Genomic DNA, 24,980 nt, shown 5'->3' on the forward strand with positions numbered 1-24,980 from the left:
TTCTGTCCCTGTCAATATTACGGACGTCGTCACGACGACCGGGCCACGTGACGGCCGCTGAGGCCCCTTCCGGGGCGAGGGGTCCGGGGCGTGCGCGCAGCCGTTTCCGTGTGTCTGCGGGCTGCCAACTGGGCGATCTTCGGGTGGAGTTGATCCCGTCGGGCGTCCCGGTGCCGCCCCTGATTCTGAATCTGTCATGAACCTTGTCAGTGTGAGGGTGGGCCCTCTATCGTCGCGGACAGAAAGCGCTTTCCCCTCCTGGGCTCCGTCCGGTGGAAGCGTCCGTCGCGACGGCCGTCGCGACGGCCGTGCACGAGCCGCCGCCGGGCCCCCAGGAGTCCCCACGGGAAGCCGGTCCGCCCACGGACGAGGGTGCACGCCACCTGTCCGCGACGCGGCCGGCCGGCCCGCTCGTCCCGGGACCGGCGGAGACCGCCGTCCCGACCGCTCGAGATCACCATGCGTCACCGCCGACGCGTGCTGCACGGCGTCACGCCGACGGCACCGCCGGTTCGCCGTTGCGACCGCGGCATGGAGCAGCAACACAGCATGTGAACACGAATGGGGACAACCAACATGGGACGACGATCAGTCGCGCTGCGACTCAACGCCGCTCTGGCCACGCTGGCCGTGGCCGCCGCGACCGGTGTGGTGCTGTCGATGCCCGAGGCGGCGTCGGCGGCGGCGACCGGGAGCGCCACCGGCTACGCGACCCAGAACGGCGGCACCACCGGCGGTGCCGGCGGTGCGACGGTCCGGGCCACCACCGGGACCGCGATCCACACGGCCCTGTGCAACCGGGCCGGCAGCAGCACCCCGATCACCATCGAGGTGGAGGGCACGATCAACCACGGCAACACGTCCAAGGTGTCCGGCAGCAGCTGCAACACGGCCGCCGGTGTGATCGAGCTCAAGCAGATCAGCAACGTCACGCTCGTCGGGGTCGGCGGCGGTGCCGTCTTCGACCAGCTGGGCATCCACGTCCGTGAGTCCAGCAACATCATCATCCAGAACGTCACCGTCAAGAACGTCAAGAAGTCCGGCTCGCCCACGTCCAACGGCGGTGACGCCATCGGCATGGAGAGCGACGTGCGCAACGTCTGGGTCGACCACACCACCCTGGAGGCCTCGGGCGGCGAGTCGGAGGGCTACGACGGCCTCTTCGACCTGAAGGACAACACCCAGTACGTCACGCTGTCCTACAGCACCCTGCGCAACTCCGGCCGCGGCGGACTGGTCGGATCGAGCGAGACCGAGCTCTCCAACGGCTACATCACCTACCACCACAACCTGTACGAGAACATCGACTCGCGCACGCCCCTGCTGCGGGGCGGCATCGCCCACATCTACAACAACTACTACGTGAAGCTCAACGAGTCCGGGATCAACTCCCGTGCCGGTGCGCGGGCCAAGGTCGACAACAACTACTTCAAGAACTCCAAGGACGTCCTCGGCACGTTCTACACCGACGCGGCCGGGTACTGGCAGGTCGGCGGCAACACGTTCGACAACGTGACGTGGTCGGCCCCGGGCAGCAAGAACAACCCCGCCGGACCCGACCCGAAGTCCAACACCACCGTCGGCATCCCCTACTCCTACACCCTGGACCAGGCGAGCTGCGTCCCGGCGATCGTGGGCGCGACGGCCGGTGCCGGCAAGGGGCTGAAGGTGTCGGACGGCAACTGCTCGCCGCAGACGCCCACTCCGACCCCGGACCCGACGGACCCCACGCCCGGTCCCACCCCGCCCGCAGGCACCAACCTCAGCATCGGCGCCGGTTCCGACGGCTCCAGCAAGGCGAGCGGGGTCAGTTACGGCAATGTGCGGGACGGTGACATGAGCACCTACTGGTCGCCGGCCGGCTCGACCGGTTCGATCTCGATCAAGTGGGGGACCGCCACCTCCGTGTCGAAGATCGGCATCCGCGAGGCGGCGGGGTCCACGGGTGTGATCCGGTCGTGGCGGGTCCTCAACGGCGACACCGGCTCCGTCCTGACCTCGGGCACCGGGGCGGGTGTCATCACGGTGCCCACGACCTCGCTCAAGAAGATCACCTTCGAGATCACCGGGTCGTCCGGTACGCCCAAGGTCGCCGAGTTCGAGACGTACGCCGGATGACGTCACGGCCGCCGGGGCTCCGGCCGGGGCTCGGTGCCCCGGTCGCAGCCCCGGCGCCGGGCCGGAACCCGGCACCCTCGGGACCTCCCGGGCACCGGTACGGAAGGCGGCGGTACCGGGCCCGGGCCCGTGTCCGCCGCCGGTGATCGGGACGGGGCCGTCGCACGCCGACGGCCCCGTCTCCATGCGCGGGGACCGGATCCGGTCCGTGGGCCGGCAGCCCCCGTTCCGCGCGCCCGCAAGCGGTCCGGACCGTATCCGCGTGTCTGCGGCCCCCGTTCCGTGCCCCGGAGTGGACCGGGCCGGACCTGATCGCGTGCCTGCGGCCCCCGCTCCGTACGCCTGGAACAGACCCGGCAGGACCGTATCCGCCTGCCTGCGGCCCCCGTTCCGTGCCCCGGACCCGCCCGTCGGCGGGAGCCTCCCCGCCGGGGATTCCAGCCCTCGGCCTCCCTCTCCGTGACCCCAGGTGATCGTATCGCTACGGATCCGGCCACAGACCGATCAGTTTTGGCTCGACACCCGCCGGAGCAATCCGAAGGGCCCGCTGTTTCCGAATCATGGGATGCCGGTGGGGAAGGCGGGGCGGGCGTGCCCCATGGAGCGGATCACGGGACCTCGCCGGGGACGAGCCCCGCGGACCAGTGGCCGGGGCGTGCGGAGGAGACACACACATGGGCATACGCGGCGCGACGGTGAGCGGCATACGGAGCGACGGCCCCGCGACGGAGACGGACGACCGCACGGCGCAGGAGCCGGACGGCCTCCCGCTGAAGGGTGCGGGCCGTCGCGCACCGGAAGGGCCGGGTGGCCGTGCGCCGGAGGAGGGGCCGGACGGTTTCCCGGCGAAGGGCGCGGGCGCCCGGCCGAAGGGCGCGGGCGGTCCTGCGACGGGGACGACGGACGACCGCACGGCGCAGGAGCAGGGCGGCCTCCCGGTGAAGGGTGCGGGCCGTCGTGCGCCGGAGGACGAGCAGGGCGGCCGTGTGCCGGAGGGCACGGACGGTCCCCGGGACCGGAGGCCACGCGGTGAGCACGGACCCGGCACGGCCGGCGAGCCCGCCGCGGACGAACGCGCCCGCGCTGCCTCCGGGGCGGAGGACGACGAGGCCGGCGGCCGTACCGCGCCACCCGCCCTGCCGGTCTTCGTCGACCTCACCGGGCGGCGTGGCCGGACCTGGCGCCGTACCGGAGTCGTCGCGGCCCTCTGCTGCGTCTGCTACGCCACCACCGTGACCGCCGCGCTGGTCGGCGGCGACTCCGGGGCGCCGTACCTGCAACTGCCGCGGATCCTGGGCCTGGAGCGCGGATCCGAGGAACAGCAGGCCCGGAGCGGTGGTGGCGACCCGACCGCCCGCGCCATCCCCTCCGCACCCGCATCACCCGCCCCCGGGGCGACCGACGGCACGCCCGCTCCGGCAGGTCCGCCCCCGTCCGCGCGGGTCACCGGCCCGCCGGTCTCCCCGGGGTCCTCCGACCCCGCGGGCATCCCCGCCGTCGTTCCGGGGCCTGTCGCGACCACGGTCGCGCCCCGGCCCTCCGCCCCGCCGGCCGAGGGGAGCGCCGGGGGCGCGGAGGGGCCCACGGCTGCACCCTCGCCGTCCGCCCCCGGCGACGGATCCGGCGCCGGGGGCACGGCCGGGGGAGGGGACGACCCCCAGGAGGAGGGGAGCGGGGGCACCACCTCGCCGGGCACCACCTCGCCCGGCGCCGGCCTGCTGGGAGGTCTGCTGGGCGGGCTCCTCGGCGGTCTGCTGGGCGCCACCTGACCGCCCGTCGGGAGATCGCCCCGCGTCGCCGGGCGGCCCGCCCGCAGGGACGCGGCGACCCGGTGCCCCGGCGACCCGGACCGCGCCGGTCGTCGAGCCCGCACCGCCGGGCCCGCCCGCAGCGACGCGGTGACCCGGGCCGGACGCCGTGCCGCTCCGCGTCCCGTCCCCGCGCACCGGCCGGAGGTGACCGCTCCGCGTCCCGTCCCGCGCACCGGCCGCAGGGTGACCGCTCCGCGCCGGTCGCCGCTCCGGCGGATGCTGCCATCATGGCCGTGGAACGACCGGTGCGGCCCGGGGTGCGCCCGAGCCGGGCCGGCCGGCCGCCGCCCGTGCGGCGGGAGGACGCCGGCCGGCGCCGGTGCCTCAGCCGTCCGCCCTCACCCCCGGAGCATCCCTTGAGCAGCGAGACCGGCCCCACCCTCGACGTACAGGCGATCCGTGCCTGCTTCCCCGCGCTGAAGGCGGGAACCGCCCGCTTCGACGGGCCGGGTGGCACCCAGGTGCCCCAGCAGGTCGTCGACGCGATCTCCGAGACCCTCATCCGGCCCCTGGCGAACCGGGGGACGCTCACCGAGGCCGCGCGCAACGCCGAGGCGATCGTGGCCGGGGCGCGGTCCGCCCTGGCCGATCTGCTCGGCGCGGAGGCCGGCGCGGTGGTGTTCGGACGCAGCGCCACCCAGCTCGTCTACGACCTGGCGCGGACCCTGGCCAAGGACTGGGGGCCGGGGGACGAGGTGGTGGTGTCCCGTCTCGACCACGACTCCAACATACGGCCCTGGGTGCAGGCCGCCGAGGCCGTGGGGGCCACGGTCCGGTGGGCCGACTTCGACCCCGGCACGGGCGAACTCGACGCCGGGCACATCGAGGCCGTGCTGTCCGGCCGCACCCGGCTCGTCGCCGTCACCGCCGCCTCCAACCTCATCGGCACCTGCCCGGACGTGCCCGCCCTCGCGGACCTGGTGCACGGCGCCGGAGCCCTGCTCCACGTCGACGCGGTGCACTACGCCTCGCACGCCACGGTCGATCTGACCGCGCTCGGTGCGGACACCCTGGTCTGCTCGCCGTACAAGTTCCTCGGGCCCCATCTCGGTGTGCTGACCGGCCGGCCGGAACTGCTGCACAGCCTGCGGCCGGACAAGCTGCTGCCGTCCAGTGACGCGGTGCCGGAGCGCTTCGAACTGGGCACGCTGCCGTACGAGTTGCTGGCCGGTGCGACGGCGGCGGTGGACTTCCTCGCCGGGCTCGTCCCCGGTGCGGGCACCCGTCGGGAACGTCTGGGCCGCACCTTCACGGCCCTCACCTCCCACGAGGACCGGCTGCGCGACCGCATCGAGGAGGGGCTGGCGTCACTGGGCGGTGTCACGGTCCACTCCCGCGCGGCGCGGCGGACCCCGACCACCCTGTTCACGCTCGCCGGCCGCGACTCCGGGGAGGTCTCCCGGCACCTGGCCGCACGCGGAGTGGACGCCCCGGCCGGATCCTTCTACGCCTGGGAGGCGTCCCGCCGGCTCGGACTGGGGGAGGAGGGCGGCGTACGCGTCGGTCTGGCCCCCTACAGCTGCGACGACGACGTCGACCGGCTGCTGAACGCCCTCGACGTACCCCGCCGCTGATCCGCACGCCCTGCTCGCCCCGGGCGCGGTGCCGCTGTCTCGCGGGTTCCTGCTCGGCCCGGGTGCGGCGCCCCTGCTCGCCCCGGGCGGCGCCCCCGGTCCGTTCCCGTGCGGTGCCGGCCCCCGGCCCCCGGTCCGCGGTGCGGATCAGCGCCAGTCGGGGGAGCCGGACGCGGGGGGCAGCATGCTCTCGATCTTCGTCCGGATCTCCCGCATGACCGCCACGACCCGCCTCTCGTGGTCCGCGTTCAGCCGTGCCACCGGCACCGAGCAACTGATCGCGTCGACGGCCGGTGAGTCGTAGCGCAGGGCGAAGCCGAAGCCCGCGATCCCCGTCACCGTCTCCTCGCGGTCGATCGAGTAGCCGCGCTCACGCACCCCGGCGAGGTCGGCCAGCAGCGTGGCGTGCTCGGTGTGCGTGTTCTCCGTACAGGGGGTCAGCGGGCCCTCCGGGAGCGGGAGCCGGTCGTCCGGCCGCTCGGCGAGCAGCGCCTTGCCGAGCGCTCCGGCGTGCGCGGGGACACGGCGGCCCACCCGGCTGAGGGTGCGCAGGTACTCATGGGACTCACGCGTCGCGAGATACACGACGTTCGGGCCGTCGAGCCGGGCCAGATGGATCGTCTCCCCGAGCGCGTCCGAGGCCTCGTCGAGACAGGGGCGGGCCGCGCGCACGTGCGGGTCGCTGTCCAGGTAGCTCGTCCCGGTGTGCAGGGCGCGGATGCCGATGCCGTACAGCGAGCCGGTCGTGTCGGTGCGCACCCAGCCGCAGTCGACGAGGGTGCGCAGGAGCTGGTACATGCTGCTGCGCGGAACGCCGAGCTCCGCGGCGAGTTCGTCCAGCCGGGCCGGCCGGTCGCCCCGGGCGGCGAGGAGTTCGAGCAGGGCGACGGTGCGGGACGCCGACTTCACCCCGCGCACCCCGCTGTTCTCCGGCATCCCCCCATCGTAGATCCGCGCTGTCGAACCCATTGACCGTGTCGCGTCCACCCGCCTAGCCTCCGTTCCCATACTTGTTCGTCATCTGCATATGAGGATGACGAATCGCGGTGTGACACCAGGTGACGCCGCGTCACACCGCGCACCCGCCCACCGGTCCCGGCCGGTCCGCCCGCCCGGAGGAGGAGGTCCCCGGCGACCGGCACACGAGGAGGACCCGGTGGGTCCGACGGCCCGGCTCGCGACGGCACCACAGCACGACAGCCCGGAGTACGACCGTCCGACAGTTCGAAGGGGAACTGACATGCCGCTCGTCGTAGTCGGGATCAGCGTGCTGGCGCTGCTGCTCCTGATGACCCGTACGAAGCTCAACGGCTTCGCCGCACTGCTGCTCGTCGCCGTCGGTGTCGCTCTGGTCCAGGGGATACCGGCGGTCGAGATACCCGATGTCCTCTCTGCGGGCATCGGGGACCAGATCGGCGACACCATGCTCACCATCGGCCTCGGTGCGATGGTCGGGCGGATCATGGGCGACTCCGGAGCGGCCCAGCGGATCGCGGGCCGGCTGCTCGACGCCTTCGGCCCGCGCGGGGTCCAGCTGGCCATGGTGGTGACGTCGATGCTCATCGGCGTCACCATGTTCTACGAGGTCGCCTTCATCATCATCGTGCCGATCGCGTTCACGCTCGTGCGGGTCACCGGGGCGAACCTCCTGTGGGTCGGCCTGCCGATGTCGATCTCGCTGTCCACGATGCACAGCTTCCTCCCGCCGCACCCCGGCCCCACCGCCGTCGCCGCGACGTTCCACGCCTCCGTCGGCCACACCCTCTTCTACGGCCTCTTCATCGCCGTGCCGGCCGGTGCTCTCGTCGCGCTGCTGTGGCCGAGGCTGCCGTTCGTGCGGGCGATGAACCCCTCCATCCCGCAGGGCCTGGTCAGTGAGCGGGAGTTCACCGAGGAGGAGATGCCCGGCATGGGCTGGTCGCTGTTCGTGGCCCTCTTCCCGGTGGTGCTGATCGCGGGCGCGGCCGTGGTCGACATGACCGTGTCCGGGGACGGCCCGTTCCTGCACGCGGTCGCCTTCGTCGGCTCCGCGCCGATCGCCCTGCTGCTCGCCCTCCTGCTGGCCGTCTGGGCGCTCGGACCCCGGATCGGGCGGAGCCTGGCCGACGTCGGTGCCTCGTGCACCTCCGCGGCCCAGGCGATGGCGATGATCCTGCTGGTCATCGGCGCGGGCGGGGCGTTCAAGAACGTCCTCGTCGAGGGCGGGATCTCCGACTACATCAAGGACGTCACGGAACACTGGTCGATCTCGCCGATCATCCTGGCCTGGCTCATCGCCGCCATCCTGCGCATCGCGCTCGGCTCGGCGACGGTCGCCGTGGTCACCGCCTCCGGCGTGGTCCTGCCGCTCCTCGCGGGGAGCGGCGTCCACCCCGAGATGATGGTGCTCGCCGTGTCGTGCGGGTCGATCGCCTTCTCCCATGTCAACGACCCGGGATTCTGGCTGTTCAAGGAGTACTTCAACCTCTCGGTCATCCAGGCGATCAAGGTCCGCACCGGCTACACGACCGTGCTCGCGGTCCTCGGCCTCGGCGGTGTCCTGGCGGCCGAGTGGGCCCTCGACGTCCTCGCCCTCTGACCCGGCCCCCTCGCACCCCAAGGAAACCCGAACCGCATGAACCAGCCGACCATCACCCACTTCGCCGTCTACCCCGTCGCCGGCCGCGACAGCATGGAGCTGAACCTCTCCGGCGCGCACGGCCCCTTCTTCACCCGCAACGTCCTCGTCCTGAAGGACTCCGAGGGCCGCACGGGACTGGGCGAGGTGCCCGGTGGCGAGAAGATCACCCGCACCCTGCGGGACGCCGAGCCGCTGGTCACCGGAGCCGGGGTGGGCGACTACAAGCGCGTCCTGCGGGAGATCGGTGCCCGGTTCGCGGACCGCGACCCGGGCGGACGCGGCACCCAGACCTACGATCTGCGGACCACCGTGCACGCCGTCACGGCCGTCGAGTCCGCCCTCCTCGACCTGCTGGGCCAGCACCTCGACGTGCCGGTGGCGGCCCTGCTGGGCGACGGCCTGCAACGCGACTCCGTACGGGTGCTGGGCTACCTCTTCTACGTCGGTGACCCCGGCCGCACGGAGCTGGACTACGTCCGCGAGCCCGGGTCCGACGTCGACTGGTACCGGATCCGCCACGAGGAGGCCCTCGGCCCCGGGGCGATCGTCCGACAGGCCGAGGCCGCCCACGACCTCTACGGCTTCCGGGACTTCAAGCTCAAGGGCGGAGTCCTCCCGGGCTCCGAGGAGGTCGCGGCCGTACGCGCGCTCAAGGACCGCTTCCCCGAGGCGCGGATCACCCTGGACCCCAACGGCGCCTGGTCGCTGCGCGAGGCCGTCGAGCTGTGCTCCCCGCTGGTGGGCACCCTCGCGTACGCCGAGGACCCGTGCGGGGCGGAGGACGGCTACTCCGGGCGGGAGGTACTCGCCGAGTTCCGGCGCGCGACGGGCCTCCCCACCGCGACCAACATGATCGCCACCGACTGGCGGCAGCTGACCCACGCCCTGGCCCTGCAGTCGGTGTCCATCCCGCTGGCCGACCCGCACTTCTGGACCATGCAGGGCTCGGTGCGCGTGGCCCAGCTGTGCAACGCGATGGGCCTGACCTGGGGCTGCCACTCCAACAACCACTTCGACATCTCGCTCGCCATGATCACGCACTGCGGTGCCGCCGCGCCCGGGGAGTACAACGCCCTGGACACCCACTGGATCTGGCAGGAGGGCCTGGAACGGCTCACCGTCGCCCCGCCGCGGATCTCCGGCGGCGAGATCGCCGTCCCCGACGCACCCGGACTCGGCGTCACGCTGGATCCGGACCGCCTGCGGGCCGCCCACGAGCTCTACCTGGAGCAGGGGCTCGGCGCGCGGAACGACGCCGACGCGATGCAGTACCTCGTCCCCGGCTGGACGTTCGACGCGAAGCGGCCCTGCCTGGTGCGGTAGGCGCCCGCGGACGCCCCGCCCGGCCCACGGGCGCGGTCCGCCTCCGGCGGCCGGTCCCGCACCCGCCGCCCGTCCGTCGCGCGCGGCGGGTGCCTGCCCCCGGAGGCCGGTGCCCGCCGGGGGTGGTGCGACGGGTCAGGGCCCCCGGCCCGCCGACGCCATGAGCCCGGCCGGCCGCGGAGGGTAGTCGCCCGCACCGGAGGGACCCGCCGGACCCCTCGCGCCGGCAGGGGCCCGTCACGAACCCCCCGCGCCGGCAGGGGCGCGGGAATCCCGGAGGGAGACCGGGCCGGCCGGCCCTTCCGGCCCGTCCGTCCCCCTGATCGGCCGGTCCGGGCGAACGGCCCCGGAGCCGGGACCGGCCCCGCGCCGCGGAGGGCGGGCCGGTGAGGACGCCGGTCGTCACGGCGGAGCCGTGACCGCTCCCGCTCCGGTGCCCTCCGCGCAGCCCCCCACGGGGTCCTCCTCATGCCCGCCGGTGACAGGTCACATGACTGGCCCACATACCACCGGGGGGTATACCCTGACAGGGAAGGCGATACCCATGAGGGGTATGCTGGATCTCGTTCGGAGGAGGAGCAGCACATGACGCCCACCACTCCCGGCGCCGCCCGGGTCGAGCTCGCCATCGGCGGCATGACCTGCGCTTCGTGCGCGGCCCGGATCGAGAAGAAGCTCAACCGCATGGAGGGGGTCGAGGCCACCGTCAACTACGCCACGGAGAAGGCCAGGGTCGCCTACGCCGAGGACGTCTCGGTGGACGACCTGATCGCCACCGTCGAGGCCACCGGCTACACCGCCGAACCACCGGCCCCGCCCCGCCCCGAGCCCGCCGGGACCGAAGACCCGGCCGCCGACCGGGCCGACGGCGACGGGGACGACGACGAGCTGCTCTCGCTGCGCCGGCGGCTCGTCACCGCCGTCCTGCTGGCCGCGCCGGTCGTGGCGATGGCGATGATCCCGGTCCTCCAGTTCGAGTACTGGCAGTGGCTCTCCCTCACGCTGGCCGCGCCGGTCGTCACCTACGCGGGCTGGCCCTTCCACCGCGCCGCCTGGACGAACGCCCGGCACGGCGCCGCCACCATGGACACCCTGATCTCGCTCGGCACGTCGGCCGCGTTCCTGTGGTCGGTGTGGGCGCTCTTTTTCGGCACGGCGGGGATGCCGGGCATGACGCATCCCTTCACCTTCACGATCAGCCGGGGCGACGGAGCGGGGAACATCTACCTGGAGGCCGCCGCCGGCGTCACCGCCTTCATCCTGGCGGGCCGCTACTTCGAGGCCCGCTCGAAGCGCAAGGCCGGTGCCGCGCTCAGAGCGCTCATGGAGCTGGGCGCCAAGGAGGTCACGGTGCTGCGCGACGGCCGTGAGATCACCCTGCCCACGGCCCGGCTGCTGGTCGGGGACCGCTTCCTGGTCCGCCCCGGGGAGAAGGTCGCCACGGACGGCAGGGTGGTGGAGGGCTCCTCCGCCGTCGACGCCTCGATGCTGACCGGCGAGTCGGTGCCCGTCGAGGTCGCCGCCGGTGACCCCGTCACGGGAGCGACCCTCAACGCGGGCGGCCGGCTGGTCGTGGAGGCCACCAGGGTGGGTTCCGACACCCAGCTGGCCCGGATGGCCGCGCTCGTGGAGGAGGCCCAGAGCGGCAAGGCCTCCGCCCAGCGGCTCGCCGACAGGATCTCCGCGGTCTTCGTGCCGGTCGTCATCGTGCTGGCGCTCGCGACCCTCGGCTTCTGGCTCGCGTCGGGCGCCGGAATCACCGCCGCGTTCACCGCGGCCGTCGCCGTGCTGATCATCGCCTGCCCCTGCGCGCTGGGCCTGGCCACACCGACCGCGCTGCTGGTCGGCACCGGGCGCGGCGCCCAGCTCGGCATCCTGATCAAGGGGCCGGAGGTCCTGGAGAACACCCGCAGGGCCGACACGATCCTCCTCGACAAGACCGGTACCGTCACCACCGGCCGGATGACGCTGCTCGCGGTCCACACCACCGGATCCACGGACGAGGCCGAGGTACTGCGCCTCGCGGGAGCCCTGGAACACGCCTCCGAACACCCGATCGCCCGCGCCGTCGCCGAGGGCGCCGCCGCGGCGGTCGGCCCGCTGCCCGCCCCCGAGGACTTCGGCAACCTCCCCGGCCTCGGTGTCCGGGGCGTCGTGGACGGCCGGGCCGTACTCGTCGGCCGTGTGAAGCTCCTGGAGGAACGCGCCGTCGCGTTGCCCGAGGAGCTCCGGTCCGCGCGGGAGGCGGCCGAGCGGGAGGGCAGGACCGTGATCGCGGTGGCCTGGGACGGCGAGGCACGGGCCGTCCTGGAGGTCGCCGACGCCGTCAAGGACACCAGCGCCGAGGCGGTCCGCCGGCTCCGCGCCCTCGGACTGACGCCCGTCCTGCTGACCGGCGACAACCAGGCCGTCGCCGCATCCGTGGCGGCGCAGGTCGGGATCGACGAGGTGCTCGCCGAGGTCATGCCGCAGGACAAGGTGGACGTCGTCAGGAGGCTCCAGGCCGAAGGACGTACGGTCGCCATGGTCGGCGACGGTGTCAACGACGCCGCCGCGCTCGCCCAGGCGGACCTCGGCCTGTCCATGGGCACCGGCACGGACGCCGCCATCGAGGCCGGCGACCTGACCCTGGTGCGCGGGGACCTGCGGGTCGCCGCCGACGCGATCCGGCTCTCCCGCAGGACGCTCGGCACGATCCGCTCCAACCTGTTCTGGGCCTTCGCGTACAACGTGGCGGCGCTCCCGCTCGCCGCCGCCGGGCTGCTCAACCCGATGATCGCGGGGGCCGCCATGGCCTTCTCCTCGGTCTTCGTCGTCGGCAACAGCCTCCGGCTGCGCGGCTTCCGCGCCACCGGCTGAGGGCGGCGGGCCCGCCCCGGGCTCCGGACGGCGCGCCCTCCCCGGCCCCTCGGACGCACACCGTGCCCGGGCGTCGCGGCTTGCGTCCGAGGGGCCGGGGCGGCAGGGTTCGGTCCTGTGGCCACTCTGCTGATCGTGCATCACACCCCCTCGCCGCACTGCCAGGCGATGTTCGAGGCGGTGGTCTCCGGCGCGACGACGGAGGACATCCAGGGCGTACGCGTCGTGCGGCGGGCCGCGCTCTCCGCCACGGCCTCCGACGTGCTCGCCGCCGACGGCTGCCTGCTCGGGACCCCGGCGAACCTCGGGTACATGTCCGGCGCCCTGAAGCACTTCTTCGACCAGGTCTACTACCCCTGTCTGGACGCGACGCGGGGGCGCCCCTTCGGGTACTACGTGCACGGCGGCAACGACGTCACCGGAGCCGTGCGCGGCATCGAGACGATCACGACGGGCCTCGGATGGCGCCGGACGGCCGACGCCGTGACCGTCACCGGCGAGCCGGACCGGGCCGACATCGAGGCCTGCTGGGAGCTCGGGGCGACGGTCGCCGCCGGGCTGATGGACTGACGGGCGTCAGGCGCGGTCGATGTGCACGCTGGTCGACTTCACGCGGGCCGTCGCCTGCATGCCGACCTCCAGCCCCAACTCCTCCACGGCCTCCCGGGTCAGCAGGGACACCAGGCGGTGCGGTCCCGCCTGGATCTCGACCTGGGCCGCGACGTCACCGAGCTTCACCGCGGTGACGATGCCGGGGAAGGCGTTCCGCGCCGAGGTGTAGGAGGTCTCCTCCTCGCCGGAGCCGGCCTGCGCGACCTCGACCGAGAACGCCGCCAGGTCACGGCCGTCGACGAGCCGGCGCCCGCTCTCGTCGCGATGGGTCGCGACCCGGCCGGCATCCGCCCAACGGCGGGCGGTGTCCGGGCTCACGCCGAGCAGACGAGCCGCCTGGCCGATGGTGTAGGACTTCATGGGCGACACCCTATGCGGAGCCCCTCGGGCTCCCCGCCACGCGCGGCCGCTCCGGACGCGGACGGCTTTGCGCCAACTCCTCCCGCCCGCCCGGACCGTGGGACACCCCCGTCCGGCCCCCGCCGACCACGTGCGACGACCCGCCGGGAGCGGGGCCGATGCCGTATACACGTTGTTCGTGGACGGTGCCGCGGATCCCGTGGACCCGCGGAGCTCCGGGGCGGCGGCCGGGTGTCCATCTCGGCCATCCTTAAATCAATCGCTTGACTGAGAGATCATCGCCGGATTGCCTGGACCTCCGAGACGCCGACCGAGGAGCGGGCCGATGGAACGCACGGTGCGGGCCGAACAGGTCAGCGGAACCAGGGAACGGATCCTGAGCGCCGCCGAGCGGCTGTTCGCGGAACACGGGGTCTACGCGGTGTCCAACCGCCGGGTCAGCGAGGCCGCGCAGCAGGGCAACAACGCCGCGGTCGGCTACCACTTCGGGACCAAGGCCGACCTGGTGCGGGCGATCGCCAGGAAGCACAGCCGGCAGATCGAGGATGCCCGCGAACGCCGACTGGCCCGCATCCAGGACCCCTCGGACATCGGCGAGTGGGTGGCCTGCCTGGTGCGGCCCACCACCGAGCACCTGGCCACCCTGGGCAGCCCCACCTGGTTCGCACGGTTCTGCGCCCAGGTCACGACCGACCCGGCGCTGCAGGACATCATGACCGAGGAGTCGCTCGCCTGCCCACCGACGCTGCAGGCACTCGAAGGACTCAACCGGTGCCTGCCCGACCTGCCCGCGGAGGTCCACGTCGAGCGGGCCGCCATGTCCCGCAACCTGATCATCCACACCTGCGCGGAGCGTGAACGCGCGCTCGCAGGGAACACCCCCACGCCCCGCGCGAACTGGCACGACACCGCCACCGGACTGATCGACGCCGTCGTCGGGCTCTGGGCTGCGCCCGTCACCCCCCGCCGCTGACCGCACCCCGCTCCACCCGCCCGTCTCCCGCCCCCGCCACCCACCCGTGCTCAGGCGGCCGCCCCGTGCTGCCCCGAGCCGAGAACAGAGGCTCCATGACCCCCTCCCGCGTTCTCGTCGTCGGCGCGTCCGCCGCCGGACTGGCCACAGCCGAGGCGCTGCGCCGCAAGGGCTACGACGGCACGCTGACGCTGCTCGGCGGCGAACCGCACCTGCCGTACGACCGCCCGCCCCTGTCCAAGCAGGTCCTGGCCGGCGCCAAGGAACCCGGGACGACCCGGCTGCGGACCCCCGAAGCGCTGGCGGCGCTGGACGCCGAGCTCCTCCTCGGCGATCCGGCCGTCGGGCTCGACGCCGCCGGCCGCACGGTGCGGACCGCGTCGGGCCGCGAACTGGGCGCCGACGCCGTCGTCGTCGCCACCGGACTGCGGGCCAGGACCCTGCCCGGCCTGACCGGACCGCAGGGGGTCCACGTGCTGAGGACGCTCGACGACGCCCTCGCACTGCGGACCGATCTGCTGGCCGCACGGCGGCTCGTCGTCGTCGGAGAGGGCGTGCTCGGCTGCGAGATCGCCGCCACCGCGCGCTCCCTGGGCCTGGACGTCACCCTGGCCGGCCCCCGCCCGGGCCCGATGCTCGCCCAGTTCGGCCCCGTGGTGTCCGACCTGCTCGGCGCCCTGCACACCGGGCAGGGCGTGCGCCTGCGGCTGGGCCGCGCCGTCACCGGGCTCACCACCGAGCAGGACCGGGTGACCGGGGTGCGCCTGGAGACCGACGAGGTGCTGCCCGCCGACGTGGTGGCCGTCGCCGTCGGGGGAGAGCCCGCCACCGACTGGCTGGCCGGCAGCGGGCTGCGCATCGGTGACGGACTGGTCTGCGACTCCCGCTGCCGGGCGGCCGACGGGATCTACGCCGTCGGGGACGTGGCCGCCTGGCACCACGAACTCCTCGGCGCCACCGTGCGCCTGGAGAACCGCACGAACGCCACCGAGCAGGCCCTCGCCGTCGCCGGCAACATCCTCGGAGCCGACCTGCCCTACGTCCCCGTGCCCTACTTCTGGACCGACCAGTTCGACGCCCGCATCCAGGCCCACGGCCTGCTCGCCCCGGACGCCCGGGTGACCGTCGTGGACGGCAGCCCGGAGACCGGACGCTTCGTCGCCCGCTACGAGCGCGACGGCCGGGTCACCGGCGTCCTCGGCTGGAGCATGCCCAAGCAGGCGCGGCTGCGCCGCCAGGAGATCGGCGGCCCCGTCCCGTCCCTCGAACCGTCCACGCCGTGACCGCGGCCGACGGCACGTCAGCCACCCGTACGCAGAAGTGAGGAAAGCGATGACCAGCACCGTGCACACGGAAGGGCCGCACGCGCCCTCGGCCCCCGACTACCCGATGGAGCGGGCGGCGGGCTGCCCCTTCGACCCGCCGCCCGCGCTCAAGGCCGAACAGGAGGCCGGGCCGCTCAGGAAGGTCCGGCTGTGGGACGGGACGACCCCCTGGCTGGTGACCCGCTATGCCGACCAGCGCACCCTTCTCGCCGACCCGAGGGTCAGCGCCGACATCACCCGCCCCGGGTATCCGAGCTCGGCTCCGCTCCAGGGGACGAGCTTCAGCTTCATCCTCATGGACGACCCGGAACACGCCCGTCAGCGGCGCATGGTCACCGCCCCCTTCACGATCAAGAGGGTCGAGGCGATGCGTCCGGCCGTCCAGAAGATCGTGGACGACCTGATCGACGCCATGCTGGCGGGGCCCCCGAAGGCCGACCTCGTGCAGGCCTTCGCCCTCCCCGTCCCCTCGCTCGTGATCTGCGAACTCCTCGGGGTGCCCTACACCGACCACGACTTCTTCCAGGAGAACAGCAAGGTCCTGATCAGCCGCACCGGGCCCCCCGAGGGCCGCACCACGGCCTACAACAACCTGATCGAGTACCTGGACGAGCTGATGGGCCACAAGATCGCCCAGCCCGCCGACGACCTCCTGTCAGGCCTCGGCACCCGCGTCCGGGCGGGCGAGCTGACCCGCCGGGACGCGGCCGAGACGGGTGTGCTCCTGCTGATCGCCGGACACGAGACCACCGCCAACATGATCGCCCTCGGCACGCTCGCCCTGCTCCAGCACCCCGACCAGCTCGACCGGCTGCGCGGGACCGACGACCCCAAGGTCGTCGCGGGCGCGGTGGAGGAGCTGCTGCGCTACCTCAACATCACCCACGGCGGACGCAGGCGCGCGGCCCTGGAGGACATCGAGATCGGCGGCGAGGTGATCAGGGCCGGTGAGGGGATCATCGTGCCCAACGACATCGGCAACCGCGACCCCGAGGTCTTCGACGACCCCGACCGGCTCGATCTGCACCGGGACGCGCGGCGCCACGTGGCCTTCGGGTTCGGCGTGCACCAGTGCCTCGGCCAGCCGCTGGCCCGCATGGAGCTCCAGGTCGTCTACAGCACCCTCTACCGGCGCATCCCCACCCTCCGGCTGGACGCCGCCCTCGACGAGCTGTCGTTCAAGCACGACGGGGCCGTCTACGGCGTGTACGAACTGCCGGTGGCCTGGTGACCTCACCGCCCCGCACCCTCCCCGCAGAGACACCGACCAAGGAGTACCCATGAAAGTGATCCTCGACCAGGACAAGTGCGTGGCGTCCGGCCAGTGCGTGGTCGCCGCTGACGACGTGTTCGACCAGGACGACGACGGCATCGCCGTCCTGCTCGACCCCGCGCCGGCGGAGTCGCGGGCCGACGACGTCCAGCAGGCCGCGGCGGTCTGCCCCGCCCTCGCCATCCGTATCGAGGGCTGACACCGGGGACCACAGCCGGGGCCGGGCACCGCCCGGCCCCGGCTCACGCCTGTCCGGTCCCTGTCCGGCCTTTTCCCGCCCCGGCCGTCCGCGGTGTCGCCTCCCGCCCCGGCCGTGGCGGTGAGCTCCGCAGCAGCGGGGTCCGCGCCTCGCGGCCCGGGGCGTGTCCCGGCGGACCGGTCCGCTCAGTGCGGCTTCCAGCTGAGCTTGTCCCCTCCCACCCACCGGACGGTGGCCGGGTCGTCGAGGTCCTCCACCGGGATGCCGACCGTCGCCGCGAGGATCAGCACGTCCGTCATCGCGGTCGCACTCCCGACGACCTCTCCGTCGATCTCCACGAGGCGGAAGGGCGGATCCCCGGGCTGGACGGGCAGGACGGTGATCCGAGGGGCCGGGGCGTGCGGGTTCTGAGTCATGGCGGATCGGTTCCACGCCCGCCTTCCGGGTATGCGTGACCGCCTCACCCATGAGCCTTATGCCCGTTTTAGTACGTTTTTAGAATTTGATCCGGTAATCCATAAAAGGCCATTTCGTGTGACCTGAGCCCCTTCGCGCTGGAGCAAAACGCCCGAATCGGACTCCGTGACCAGGGTCACCTCCTGCGCTCCTGACGCAGCGGCAGGGCCGCCGGTTCCCTTCTGTGCCAAGAGAAGCGGGCGGCGCGATGTGGGGTGGATTACATGAATTCCGGCGCAATGATCTTGCGAATGAATTGTGATCACCGAACCAGGCTTGTTCCTTTCCCTGTTTCTCGCCTACGGTCACCATCACTCCGGGCGGAACGCCGAATCCTGCCGCCGCCCGATTACCCGACCACTTCTCGTACGGCAGGAGCGGGGGACCCAAGTAAGTGCCGATCCGGTTTCCGGAACGGCTCGGGGTGAAGTCGCATTCCTGTGCGGCCGGGCATCTCCAGCCCGAACCCGACAGCTCACTTCGCAGGCGACGGAGAGGAATTCAGCATGCCCGAAAACGGTAAGCACCGTCGTTTCAGCACCAGTTCGCTCACCCGCGGCATCATCGCCGTGAGCACGGGCGGAGCCGCCCTGGCCCTCCCCGTGATCGGTGCCACCGGCGCCTTCGCGGCCCCGGCCCAGCCGACCGCCGTCGAAAAGGCGGCGACGTCGACTCCCGCGACCGGCAAGGGAATTGCCGCGCAAAAGTCCGAGCCCACCACCTATTCTGTGATCTTGGGTGACACCCTCGCCAAGATCGCTCGTGAGCATTCCGTCAGCGGTGGCTGGAAGGCCCTGTACGAGGACAACCAGAAGGCTGTCGGCGGAAATCCGGACCTGATTCACCCCGGCCTGAAGCTGACGATCGGCGCCAAGGCCGACGGCAAGAAGGCGGACAAGGCCGAATCCAAGGCCTCCACCTCGTCCGACCGTGAGAAGAGCGCCGACCGCGCCGACCGCTCGGAGCGCACGACCGCGCTCGCCGCGGAGAGCGCACCCGCCCCCGAGGCCGCTCCGACCGCCTACACCAACGACCTCGACGGCTGGATCAAGGAGTCGCTCGCCGTCATGGCGCAGCACGGCATCCCCGGCACCTACGAGGGCATCCACCGCAACATCATCCGCGAGTCCGCGGGCAACCCCCAGGCCATCAACAACTGGGACTCGAACGCCGCTGCGGGCATCCCGTCCAAGGGGCTGCTCCAGGTCATCGACCCGACCTTCCAGGCCTACCACGTGCCCGGCACCTCGATGGACAGCTACGACCCGGTCGCCAACATCACGGCCGCGTGCAACTACGCCGCGGACAAGTACGGTTCGATCGACAACGTCTTCGGGGCCTACTGAGTCCTCGCGCAGGCGAAACCTCCGTCGCACGGGTGTCTGACGGAGCAGCGGTACTGACGGGTGGTGCGGGTTCGGCGGAACCCGCACCACCCGCTTCGCGTTGTCCGGAGCCGTTCGTGTCCGGAGGCCCCCGCGGCCCGTCAGGGCCGACCATGCGGGCGACAGATGCCACGACACGCCCTGGGGCGGGCCCGGCACGGCCCGGGCGACTGGTCCTCGTACAGCTTCGTCGTCCATACTGCCCGCCGTGGAGCAGCGCATAGATTCGAACACGAAGCCCGAGTTCGCCGCGGGGACAGACCCGGCGTACATCCCCGGCCTGACGGCCCCTGCCCCCGCGCGGACGGAGGAGACGGAGAAGGCGGAGCCCGCGAGGATCCGGGACGCCGAAGCGCCCGCCGAGGAGGCGGCCGACGAGTCCGTGGAGGGGCCCGCGGACGCCGCGGCCCCCGGTGACGGCGACGCCCCGGACGGTGGCGCGGCCCCCGAGGACGCCGGGGCGGCGTCCGGGGCGGGGAGCCGGAAGAGGGAGGCCGACGACGGGGAGGGTCCCGTCTTCGAGGTCAGCGACCGGCGCGGATCCATCCGGGTGGACGCCGACGGTGTCCGCTTCCGGCTCGACGACCAGGAGGCCGAGTTCGACTGGTCCGAGATCGGGGCGGTCGAGGTCAGGACCGGCCGCTTCGGACGCCGGTTCACCGTGACCGTCCACCTGTCCAGCCGCCGGTGGTTCAACGCCGAGGTCGAGGCCGGGGCCCGCGGCGACCTCAAGCGGTGGACCGCGGAACTCGACGAGGCGCTGGACGCCTACTTCGAAGAGGCCTGACCTCCACGGTCACGGCCGCGCACCGGGCCCGCGCCGGCCCGGTGCGCGGCATGCCGTGCGAGGCCTCAGGCCCCGGCCGCGTCGTCGAGCACCACCGACCGGGTCAGATGCCGCGGCAGGTCGGGATCGAGGCCGCGGGCCGCCGCGCGCGCGACCGCCAGCCGCTGGACCCTGACCAGATCGGCCAGCGGATCCAGACCGCTCTCCACCCAGCGGGCCCCGGTCGCCCGCACCTGCTCCCGGAGACCTTCCGGGGCCTCGCCGAACATCCAGGTCGCCGTTCCGGCCGTGGCGATGCTGATGGGGCCGTGGCGGTACTCCATCGCCGGGTACGCCTCCGTCCAGGACAGCGACGCCTCCTTCATCTTGAGGGCCGCCTCGTTGGCGAGCCCCACCGTCCAGCCGCGCCCCAGGAAGCTGAACTGGCCGCACTCCAGCAGCCCTTCGGGCAGCGGCTCCGCCAGAGCGGTCTCCGCGTCCCGGACCACCTGGTCGGTGTGGAGTCCCAGATGCGCGCGGAACAGGGTCAGCGCGGTGGTCGCGAAACGCGTCTGGACCACGGACCGTTCGTCGGCGAAGTCGAGGACGACCAGCTCGTCGGCGGCGTCCGTCACCGGCGTCCGCGGATCGGCGGTCACGGCCACGGTCCGCGTACCGCCCCGCAGCCGGGTCAGCAGTTCGAGGACCTCGGTCGTGGTCCCCGAGCGCGTCAGCGCGACGACCCGGTCGTACGCACGCCCGAAGGGGAACTCCGAGGCGGCGTAGGCGTCCGACTCGCCCTGCCCGGAGGCCTCGCGGAGCGCGGCACAGGCCTGGGCCATGTAATAGGAGGTGCCGCAGCCGACGACGGCGATGCGCTCACCGGCGACGGGCAGGACGGCCTTCCGGCCGGCGGCCACCTCTGCCGCGCGGCGCCAGGCCTCCGGCTGTCCGGCCGTCTCGGTCTCGACATGCCACATGTCCGCACTCCGCTTCCGCTGCCGCGCGCCCCTGGTGGGGTGAGCTGGGTGAGTTCGACCTTGCGTGTTCGATTCTGCATGCTAGATGCTCTGTTCGAGCAAGAACAAGCATAATTTTCGCGTACTCATGATCGATCGAATGGCTGTTTTCGGTCATGCTTGGCGAGTGAGCGGCTCGATCCGAGTGCGGCGGCCGGGGCCTCTCCACCGTGCACCGGACCCCCTCCCGCTCCGCATCCACCCTCCTCGGCACAGCACCGGAACCGGCGCCTCCGGCCGTCGTGCGGCTCGTTGGTCCTGTTCCGACCCGTGTCGGTGGTACGCCGAACGGGTGAGGGGCGAGAGAATTGCCCGATGAACAGCGAGCGCAGCCGGCGCACAGCCGGCCGGCACACGGACGGGACGGCCCTGTGAGCAGGTACGACAGATACGACAGGTACGACCCCACCGACGAACAGTGGGAAGGGCTCGCCCAGGTCGTGCCGCTGAGGGGCCGCAACGAATGGCCCTCGCGGGTCGACCACCGGGCGGTCCCCGAGCAGCGGGTGGCGGCCGAGCAGCGGCGCCTGGTCGTCCTGCGGGTCCAGGTCTTCGCGGACGCGCGCGAGGTGGCCGAGTACCTGGTGGCACAGATCCCGGTCCTGCTCGACCTGACCGGCGCGGAGACCGACGTGGCCAAGCGGATCCTCGACTTCAGCAGTGGCGTGGTCTTCGGGCTGGGCAGCGGGATGCACCGGGTCGACCGCAACGTCTTCCTGCTCGCACCGGTCGGCATGGAGGTCGAGGGGGTCGCCGCGGCCGGCGTACCCCAATCGTAGGAAGGTCCCGCGGGCGGAACGGTTCGCCGCTCACCGGCGTGCGTACGGTCCGCTCATGACTGTGATCTCCTCCGGGCCGGCGGTTCCGTCGCCGTCGGGCACGGCCCGCCCCACGCGTCCCCTGGTCGGCGAACTCCGGCTGGACGCCTTCGCCTCGCACCGCCGCACCGTCATCCCGCTCGGGCCGTTCACGCTGCTCGCCGGGGACAGCGGCAGCGGGAAGTCGACCGCCCTGCGCGGGTACGAGGCCCTGGCACGGCTGGCCGCCGGCGATCCGCTGGAGGACGTCTTCCCCGACCCGGCGGCCTGGGTGCCGGAACGGGCGGAGGCCGACGCGCAGGGGCGGCGCGGATTCAGACTCGGCTGCACGGTGGAGGGCCCGGCCGGCCCGACGAGGCTGGATCTCGCCGTGCAGGCCGAGCCCGCGCTGCGCATCGTCGGCGAGCGGCTGACGGGCGGCGGGCGGACCCTCTTCACCACCGCACTGCGGGACCCCCGGAGCCCCCGCGTCCAGGCCGCCTGGCACACCGCGGGTGCGGTGCCGGTGACGCGGGCCCCCTTCCCCGACGACCGGCTCGGTACGGCGCTGCTGCCGCTGCGCGTCGCGGGGACCACCGACGGCCAGTTGAGGGTCCTGGCCGCCGCCGAGCAGGTGGTGGTGGCCCTGCGCTCCGCCTTCCTCTGCGACCCGCAGCCGCACCGGATGCGCACGGCGGTGCCGGCCGGGGACGGGCGGCCGACCCGGTGCTGCGGCAACTTCGCGGACGTCCTGCACCGCACCCGCGAGCAGTGCGCGCAGTGGCACGCCCGGCTGGTCGCCACGGCCGCCGCGGGATGTGCGGGGCCGGTGACCTCGCTGACCGCCGAACGTCTCGGGGACGGCACGGTGCACGCCCTGGTCGGCCGCGGTGCTGCCCCCGGAACGCCCCTCGGGCGCCTGGGGGACGGCGAACTCCGCTGTCTCGCCCTGGCGCTGGTGCTGCTGGCGGGCCCGCACGCCCTGGCCGCGGACCCGGCGGCGGAGGTGCCGGACGCCCTGCGGGTCGTCACGGTCCTGGCCGACGGCTTCGACCGGAGCCTGGACCTGCGGCAGGCCGGGGCGCTGCTGGCACTCGCGGCGTCGGTCTGCGCGGAGGGCCGTCTGCGCCTGCTGGGCACGGTCGGTGGGGCGGCTGCGGCGGTGGCCCGCGTGACGGCCGGGGCGACGGTGGTAGACCTGACGCCGTGACGGATCTGGATATTGCGCAACTGCAGCGGCGGCTGGCCGACTTCGCGGCGTCCCGGGCCTGGGAGCCCTACCACACCCCCAAGAACCTGTGCGCGGCGCTGAGCGTGGAGGCGTCCGAACTGCTGGAGATCTTCCAGTGGCTGACACCGGAGCAGTCTGCGCGGGTGATGGAGGACGCCGGTCCCGCGTTCCGCGTCACGGACGAGGTCGCGGACGTGCTGGCCTATCTGCTCCAGTTCTGCGAGGTGTTGGGCATCGACGTGTTGGCGGCGCTCGCGGCGAAGATCGAGCGGAACGAGGAGCGCTTTCCGGTGCCCGGTGGCGCCGATCCGACCGATCGTCACTCTTCGGAGTGATCGACTTATACACAATCGGCTTCCTGTCCACAGATTTCCGTTTTCCTCTGGCGTTCGTGTGCCATGCCCTTCACTGTGGGTAATGAAGAGGTGAGCGGGTTCTTTCTACGGATCGTCTCGGTGACGGGGGAATCGCATGGAAGCGGAGCGACTGATCGCGGCGGGCCGCAGTGCGCTGGCGGAGAGCCGGGGAGTGCCGGCCGTCATGGCGGAGGCCTGGCAGGCCCAGGCGCTCGCCCGGGCGGTCGGCGGGCAGTTGGCGCGTTACGGGCCGGCCGAGTTACGGACGGAGGCGCGCGGACTGAGCGAGACCTGCGCCCTGGGCAGCGCGGTGCTCGACCATCCGATGGTCCCGGCCGGCGGGGTGCGTGCCTCGCAGCTCACCGAAGTCACGCAGGTGGCCCGTGCCTTGGCCGCTCTCGCCCTGCTGCTCGGTGAGGCGGGCATCGCGCTGGTGGGCGTCGCCTGCGGGACGGAGGAGGAGGGGCTGTACTGGCAGTGCATCGAGGCGATAGACGCGGTCGACGAATCGGTGGACCGGGTCCAGGGCATGCTGCGGCGGCTCGCCGAGCAGGAGCGCGAGCGTGAGCGAGGGCCGGAGCAGGAGGGGGACGGGCCGTTCGGAGTGGTCCACGGGCCGGCGGGCTTCGTCGCGGGCCAGCCATGAGCGGCCCGGCCGGGCCAGGGACGGTCGGGGCCCGGGCGGCCGGGAGCGGGCCCGCCGGGCGCCGGCCGGTGGTGAACGGGCCGGTCGGGGCCTTCCGCCGGGGGAGCGGGGGCTCTCCGCCGGGGAAAGCCGGGGAAAGCCGGGGAAAGCCGGGGAAAGGGGACGGCGGCGGGGCACGGCCGTTGCGAAGGTGCAGGATGGAGACATGGATCTTCGAATCTTCACCGAGCCCCAGCAAGGGGCGAGCTACGACACCCTCCTCACCGTGGCCAAGGCCGCGGAGGACCTCGGTTTCGACGCCTTCTACCGTTCGGACCACTATCTGCGCATGGGCTCCGGCGACGGCCTGCCCGGCCCGACCGACGCGTGGATCACCCTGGCCGGGCTGGCCCGCGAGACCAAGCGGATCCGCCTCGGCACCCTGATGACGGCGGGCACCTTCCGTCTGCCGGGGGTGCTGGCCATCCAGGTCGCCCAGGTCGACCAGATGTCCGGTGGCCGGGTGGAGCTCGGCCTCGGTGCGGGCTGGTTCGAGGAGGAGCACAAGGCGTACGGCATCCCCTTCCCGAAGGAGAAGTTCGGCCGCCTGGAGGAGCAGCTGGCGATCGTCACGGGCCTGTGGGAGACCGAGACGGGCAAGACCTTCAGCTATGACGGGACGTACTACCAGCTCACGGATTCGCCGGCGCTGCCGAAGCCGGCCCAGGCCAAGGTGCCGATCCTGATCGGCGGCCACGGGGCGGTCCGTACCCCGCGCCTCGCCGCCCGGTACGCGGACGAGTTCAACATCCCCTTCGCCTCCCTCGACGACAGCGAGAAGCAGTTCGGCCGGGTCAGGGACGCCGCCGTGGCGGCCGGCCGCGCACCGGACGACCTGGTGTACTCCAACGCCCTGGTGGTGTGCGTCGGTAAGGACGACTCGGAGGTCGCGCGGCGCGCCTCCGCCATCGGGCGGGAGGTCGAGGAGATCAAGGCGAACGGACTGGCGGGCTCGCCCGACGAGGTGGTCGACAAGATCGGCCGCTACGCCGCCATCGGATCCTCGCGGATCTACCTCCAGGTCCTGGATCTCGACGACCTGGAGCATCTGGAACTGATCTCGTCGCGGGTCCAGTCGCAGTTGGGCTGACGGGACATCCCCGCTCGCCCGCCGGTCCCCGCGTGCCGCGGTCCCCGGGCGGCCGGAGGCACGTACGGCCCGGGTGACCGAACGGCCCGTGGCCGCGGGGCGGGCGGCGGGATGCGGCAGGGAGCAGATGCCGGGGGACCGACGGGCA

General features: G+C 73.0%; 22 protein-coding genes and 1 riboswitch. Of the genes, 18 read left to right on the forward strand and 4 right to left on the reverse strand.

The features are described from left to right. The first annotated feature begins 576 nt into the window (after positions 1 to 576). From ABZ172_RS13095 to ABZ172_RS13105, 3 genes are all read left to right on the forward strand, one after another. Positions 577 to 2,118, forward strand: coding sequence for a pectate lyase (locus tag ABZ172_RS13095; protein ID WP_356883289.1), 1,542 nt, complete (start codon positions 577 to 579; stop codon positions 2,116 to 2,118). A gap of 674 nt (positions 2,119 to 2,792) precedes the next feature. Continuing rightward, positions 2,793 to 3,887, forward strand: a complete 1,095-nt coding sequence (locus ABZ172_RS13100) for a hypothetical protein (RefSeq protein ID WP_356883291.1) — start codon at positions 2,793 to 2,795, stop codon at positions 3,885 to 3,887. A gap of 398 nt (positions 3,888 to 4,285) precedes the next feature. After that, the gene (locus ABZ172_RS13105; RefSeq protein WP_356883293.1) at positions 4,286 to 5,503 is read left to right on the forward strand and encodes a cysteine desulfurase-like protein; all 1,218 of its coding nucleotides are present in this window, start codon (positions 4,286 to 4,288) and stop codon (positions 5,501 to 5,503) included. Between the two features lie 147 nt (positions 5,504 to 5,650). Here ABZ172_RS13105 and ABZ172_RS13110 read toward each other — a convergent pair whose 3' ends face one another. Further along, positions 5,651 to 6,439, reverse strand: a complete 789-nt coding sequence (locus tag ABZ172_RS13110; RefSeq protein WP_356883295.1) for an IclR family transcriptional regulator — start codon at positions 6,437 to 6,439, stop codon at positions 5,651 to 5,653. A 304-nt stretch (positions 6,440 to 6,743) separates the two neighbouring features. Here ABZ172_RS13110 and ABZ172_RS13115 point away from each other — a divergent pair, with 304 nt between their 5' ends. From ABZ172_RS13115 to ABZ172_RS13130, 4 genes are all read left to right on the forward strand, one after another. Then, on the forward strand, positions 6,744 to 8,081 hold the full coding sequence (locus ABZ172_RS13115) for a gluconate:H+ symporter (RefSeq protein WP_356883297.1): 1,338 nt from the start codon (positions 6,744 to 6,746) through the stop codon (positions 8,079 to 8,081). A 36-nt stretch (positions 8,082 to 8,117) separates the two neighbouring features. Continuing rightward, positions 8,118 to 9,446, forward strand: a complete 1,329-nt coding sequence (locus ABZ172_RS13120) for an enolase C-terminal domain-like protein (protein WP_356883299.1) — start codon at positions 8,118 to 8,120, stop codon at positions 9,444 to 9,446. A gap of 585 nt (positions 9,447 to 10,031) precedes the next feature. Then, positions 10,032 to 12,305 (forward strand): heavy metal translocating P-type ATPase, encoded by a 2,274-nt coding sequence (locus ABZ172_RS13125; protein ID WP_356883301.1) that lies wholly within the window; start codon positions 10,032 to 10,034, stop codon positions 12,303 to 12,305. A gap of 117 nt (positions 12,306 to 12,422) precedes the next feature. After that, positions 12,423 to 12,875 (forward strand): flavodoxin family protein, encoded by a 453-nt coding sequence (locus tag ABZ172_RS13130; RefSeq protein ID WP_356883303.1) that lies wholly within the window; start codon positions 12,423 to 12,425, stop codon positions 12,873 to 12,875. A gap of 6 nt (positions 12,876 to 12,881) precedes the next feature. Here ABZ172_RS13130 and ABZ172_RS13135 read toward each other — a convergent pair whose 3' ends face one another. After that, positions 12,882 to 13,277, reverse strand: a complete 396-nt coding sequence (locus ABZ172_RS13135; RefSeq protein WP_356883305.1) for a helix-turn-helix transcriptional regulator — start codon at positions 13,275 to 13,277, stop codon at positions 12,882 to 12,884. A 325-nt stretch (positions 13,278 to 13,602) separates the two neighbouring features. Between ABZ172_RS13135 and ABZ172_RS13140 the strand changes: the two genes are divergently transcribed. The 4 genes from ABZ172_RS13140 (at position 13,603) to ABZ172_RS13155 (ending at position 17,047) form a co-directional block, all read left to right on the forward strand. After that, positions 13,603 to 14,250: a helix-turn-helix domain-containing protein gene (locus tag ABZ172_RS13140; protein ID WP_356883307.1), complete on the forward strand. Its 648-nt coding sequence runs from the start codon at positions 13,603 to 13,605 to the stop codon at positions 14,248 to 14,250. Between the two features lie 95 nt (positions 14,251 to 14,345). Continuing rightward, a complete protein-coding gene (locus ABZ172_RS13145) occupies positions 14,346 to 15,533 on the forward strand; it encodes an FAD-dependent oxidoreductase (protein WP_356883309.1) in 1,188 nt (395 codons plus the stop codon). Positions 15,534 to 15,582: 49 nt separating this feature from the next. After that, positions 15,583 to 16,806: a cytochrome P450 gene (locus tag ABZ172_RS13150; protein WP_356883311.1), complete on the forward strand. Its 1,224-nt coding sequence runs from the start codon at positions 15,583 to 15,585 to the stop codon at positions 16,804 to 16,806. A 49-nt stretch (positions 16,807 to 16,855) separates the two neighbouring features. Continuing rightward, positions 16,856 to 17,047 carry a ferredoxin gene (locus ABZ172_RS13155; protein ID WP_356883313.1) on the forward strand — a complete coding sequence of 64 codons (192 nt, stop codon included), beginning with the start codon at positions 16,856 to 16,858 and terminating at the stop codon, positions 17,045 to 17,047. A gap of 185 nt (positions 17,048 to 17,232) precedes the next feature. On the opposite strand, the gene ABZ172_RS13160 is transcribed toward ABZ172_RS13155, so the two are convergent. Then, positions 17,233 to 17,463 carry a hypothetical protein gene (locus ABZ172_RS13160; protein ID WP_356883315.1) on the reverse strand — a complete coding sequence of 77 codons (231 nt, stop codon included), beginning with the start codon at positions 17,461 to 17,463 and terminating at the stop codon, positions 17,233 to 17,235. Positions 17,464 to 17,819: 356 nt separating this feature from the next. Continuing rightward, positions 17,820 to 18,005: riboswitch (cyclic di-AMP (ydaO/yuaA leader) on the forward strand. A gap of 4 nt (positions 18,006 to 18,009) precedes the next feature. Here ABZ172_RS13160 and ABZ172_RS13165 point away from each other — a divergent pair. Further along, positions 18,010 to 18,849, forward strand: coding sequence for a transglycosylase SLT domain-containing protein (locus ABZ172_RS13165; protein WP_356883317.1), 840 nt, complete (start codon positions 18,010 to 18,012; stop codon positions 18,847 to 18,849). A gap of 247 nt (positions 18,850 to 19,096) precedes the next feature. Continuing rightward, entirely contained in the window at positions 19,097 to 19,675 is a 579-nt protein-coding gene (locus ABZ172_RS13170) for a hypothetical protein (RefSeq protein ID WP_356883319.1), read from the forward strand. A gap of 65 nt (positions 19,676 to 19,740) precedes the next feature. Here ABZ172_RS13170 and ABZ172_RS13175 read toward each other — a convergent pair whose 3' ends face one another. Further along, positions 19,741 to 20,634, reverse strand: a complete 894-nt coding sequence (locus ABZ172_RS13175; RefSeq protein WP_356883321.1) for a sugar isomerase — start codon at positions 20,632 to 20,634, stop codon at positions 19,741 to 19,743. A 410-nt stretch (positions 20,635 to 21,044) separates the two neighbouring features. Here ABZ172_RS13175 and ABZ172_RS13180 point away from each other — a divergent pair, with 410 nt between their 5' ends. The 5 genes from ABZ172_RS13180 to ABZ172_RS13200 all read left to right on the forward strand — a co-directional run bounded on the left by ABZ172_RS13180 (position 21,045) and on the right by ABZ172_RS13200 (position 24,832). Beyond that, a complete protein-coding gene (locus tag ABZ172_RS13180; RefSeq protein ID WP_356883323.1) occupies positions 21,045 to 21,452 on the forward strand; it encodes a cell division protein SepF in 408 nt (135 codons plus the stop codon). A gap of 55 nt (positions 21,453 to 21,507) precedes the next feature. After that, positions 21,508 to 22,680, forward strand: a complete 1,173-nt coding sequence (locus ABZ172_RS13185; RefSeq protein WP_356883325.1) for an ATP-binding protein — start codon at positions 21,508 to 21,510, stop codon at positions 22,678 to 22,680. Continuing rightward, on the forward strand, positions 22,677 to 23,036 hold the full coding sequence (locus ABZ172_RS13190) for a nucleotide pyrophosphohydrolase (protein WP_356883327.1): 360 nt from the start codon (positions 22,677 to 22,679) through the stop codon (positions 23,034 to 23,036). Before ABZ172_RS13185 ends, ABZ172_RS13190 begins: the two co-directional genes overlap by 4 nt. A gap of 136 nt (positions 23,037 to 23,172) precedes the next feature. Beyond that, positions 23,173 to 23,703, forward strand: coding sequence for a DUF6099 family protein (locus tag ABZ172_RS13195; RefSeq protein ID WP_356883329.1), 531 nt, complete (start codon positions 23,173 to 23,175; stop codon positions 23,701 to 23,703). A 205-nt stretch (positions 23,704 to 23,908) separates the two neighbouring features. Then, complete coding sequence (locus tag ABZ172_RS13200) at positions 23,909 to 24,832, forward strand: LLM class F420-dependent oxidoreductase (protein ID WP_356883331.1); 924 nt, start codon at positions 23,909 to 23,911, stop codon at positions 24,830 to 24,832. Positions 24,833 to 24,980: the final 148 nt, after the last annotated feature.

The sequence above is a fragment of the Streptomyces sp. NPDC006296 genome, from assembly GCF_040613235.1.
In the GTDB taxonomy this organism is placed as follows: Bacteria; Actinomycetota; Actinomycetes; order Streptomycetales; family Streptomycetaceae; genus Streptomyces.

Excerpts from the sequence above, each read along its gene's own strand:
- ABZ172_RS13095 (WP_356883289.1), top strand. The coding sequence starts at position 577 with ATGGGACGACGATCAGTCGCGCTGCGACTCAACGCCGCTCTGGCCACG.
- ABZ172_RS13100 (WP_356883291.1), top strand. The coding sequence starts at position 2,793 with ATGGGCATACGCGGCGCGACGGTGAGCGGCATACGGAGCGACGGCCCC.
- ABZ172_RS13110 (WP_356883295.1), bottom strand. The coding sequence starts at position 6,439 with ATGCCGGAGAACAGCGGGGTGCGCGGGGTGAAGTCGGCGTCCCGCACC.
- ABZ172_RS13115 (WP_356883297.1), top strand. The coding sequence starts at position 6,744 with ATGCCGCTCGTCGTAGTCGGGATCAGCGTGCTGGCGCTGCTGCTCCTG.
- ABZ172_RS13120 (WP_356883299.1), top strand. The coding sequence starts at position 8,118 with ATGAACCAGCCGACCATCACCCACTTCGCCGTCTACCCCGTCGCCGGC.
- ABZ172_RS13125 (WP_356883301.1), top strand. The coding sequence starts at position 10,032 with ATGACGCCCACCACTCCCGGCGCCGCCCGGGTCGAGCTCGCCATCGGC.
- ABZ172_RS13135 (WP_356883305.1), bottom strand. The coding sequence starts at position 13,277 with ATGAAGTCCTACACCATCGGCCAGGCGGCTCGTCTGCTCGGCGTGAGC.
- ABZ172_RS13140 (WP_356883307.1), top strand. The coding sequence starts at position 13,603 with ATGGAACGCACGGTGCGGGCCGAACAGGTCAGCGGAACCAGGGAACGG.
- ABZ172_RS13145 (WP_356883309.1), top strand. The coding sequence starts at position 14,346 with ATGACCCCCTCCCGCGTTCTCGTCGTCGGCGCGTCCGCCGCCGGACTG.
- ABZ172_RS13150 (WP_356883311.1), top strand. The coding sequence starts at position 15,583 with ATGACCAGCACCGTGCACACGGAAGGGCCGCACGCGCCCTCGGCCCCC.
- ABZ172_RS13155 (WP_356883313.1), top strand. The coding sequence starts at position 16,856 with ATGAAAGTGATCCTCGACCAGGACAAGTGCGTGGCGTCCGGCCAGTGC.
- ABZ172_RS13160 (WP_356883315.1), bottom strand. The coding sequence starts at position 17,463 with ATGACTCAGAACCCGCACGCCCCGGCCCCTCGGATCACCGTCCTGCCC.
- ABZ172_RS13165 (WP_356883317.1), top strand. The coding sequence starts at position 18,010 with ATGCCCGAAAACGGTAAGCACCGTCGTTTCAGCACCAGTTCGCTCACC.
- ABZ172_RS13175 (WP_356883321.1), bottom strand. The coding sequence starts at position 20,634 with ATGTGGCATGTCGAGACCGAGACGGCCGGACAGCCGGAGGCCTGGCGC.
- ABZ172_RS13185 (WP_356883325.1), top strand. The coding sequence starts at position 21,508 with ATGACTGTGATCTCCTCCGGGCCGGCGGTTCCGTCGCCGTCGGGCACG.
- ABZ172_RS13195 (WP_356883329.1), top strand. The coding sequence starts at position 23,173 with ATGGAAGCGGAGCGACTGATCGCGGCGGGCCGCAGTGCGCTGGCGGAG.
- ABZ172_RS13200 (WP_356883331.1), top strand. The coding sequence starts at position 23,909 with ATGGATCTTCGAATCTTCACCGAGCCCCAGCAAGGGGCGAGCTACGAC.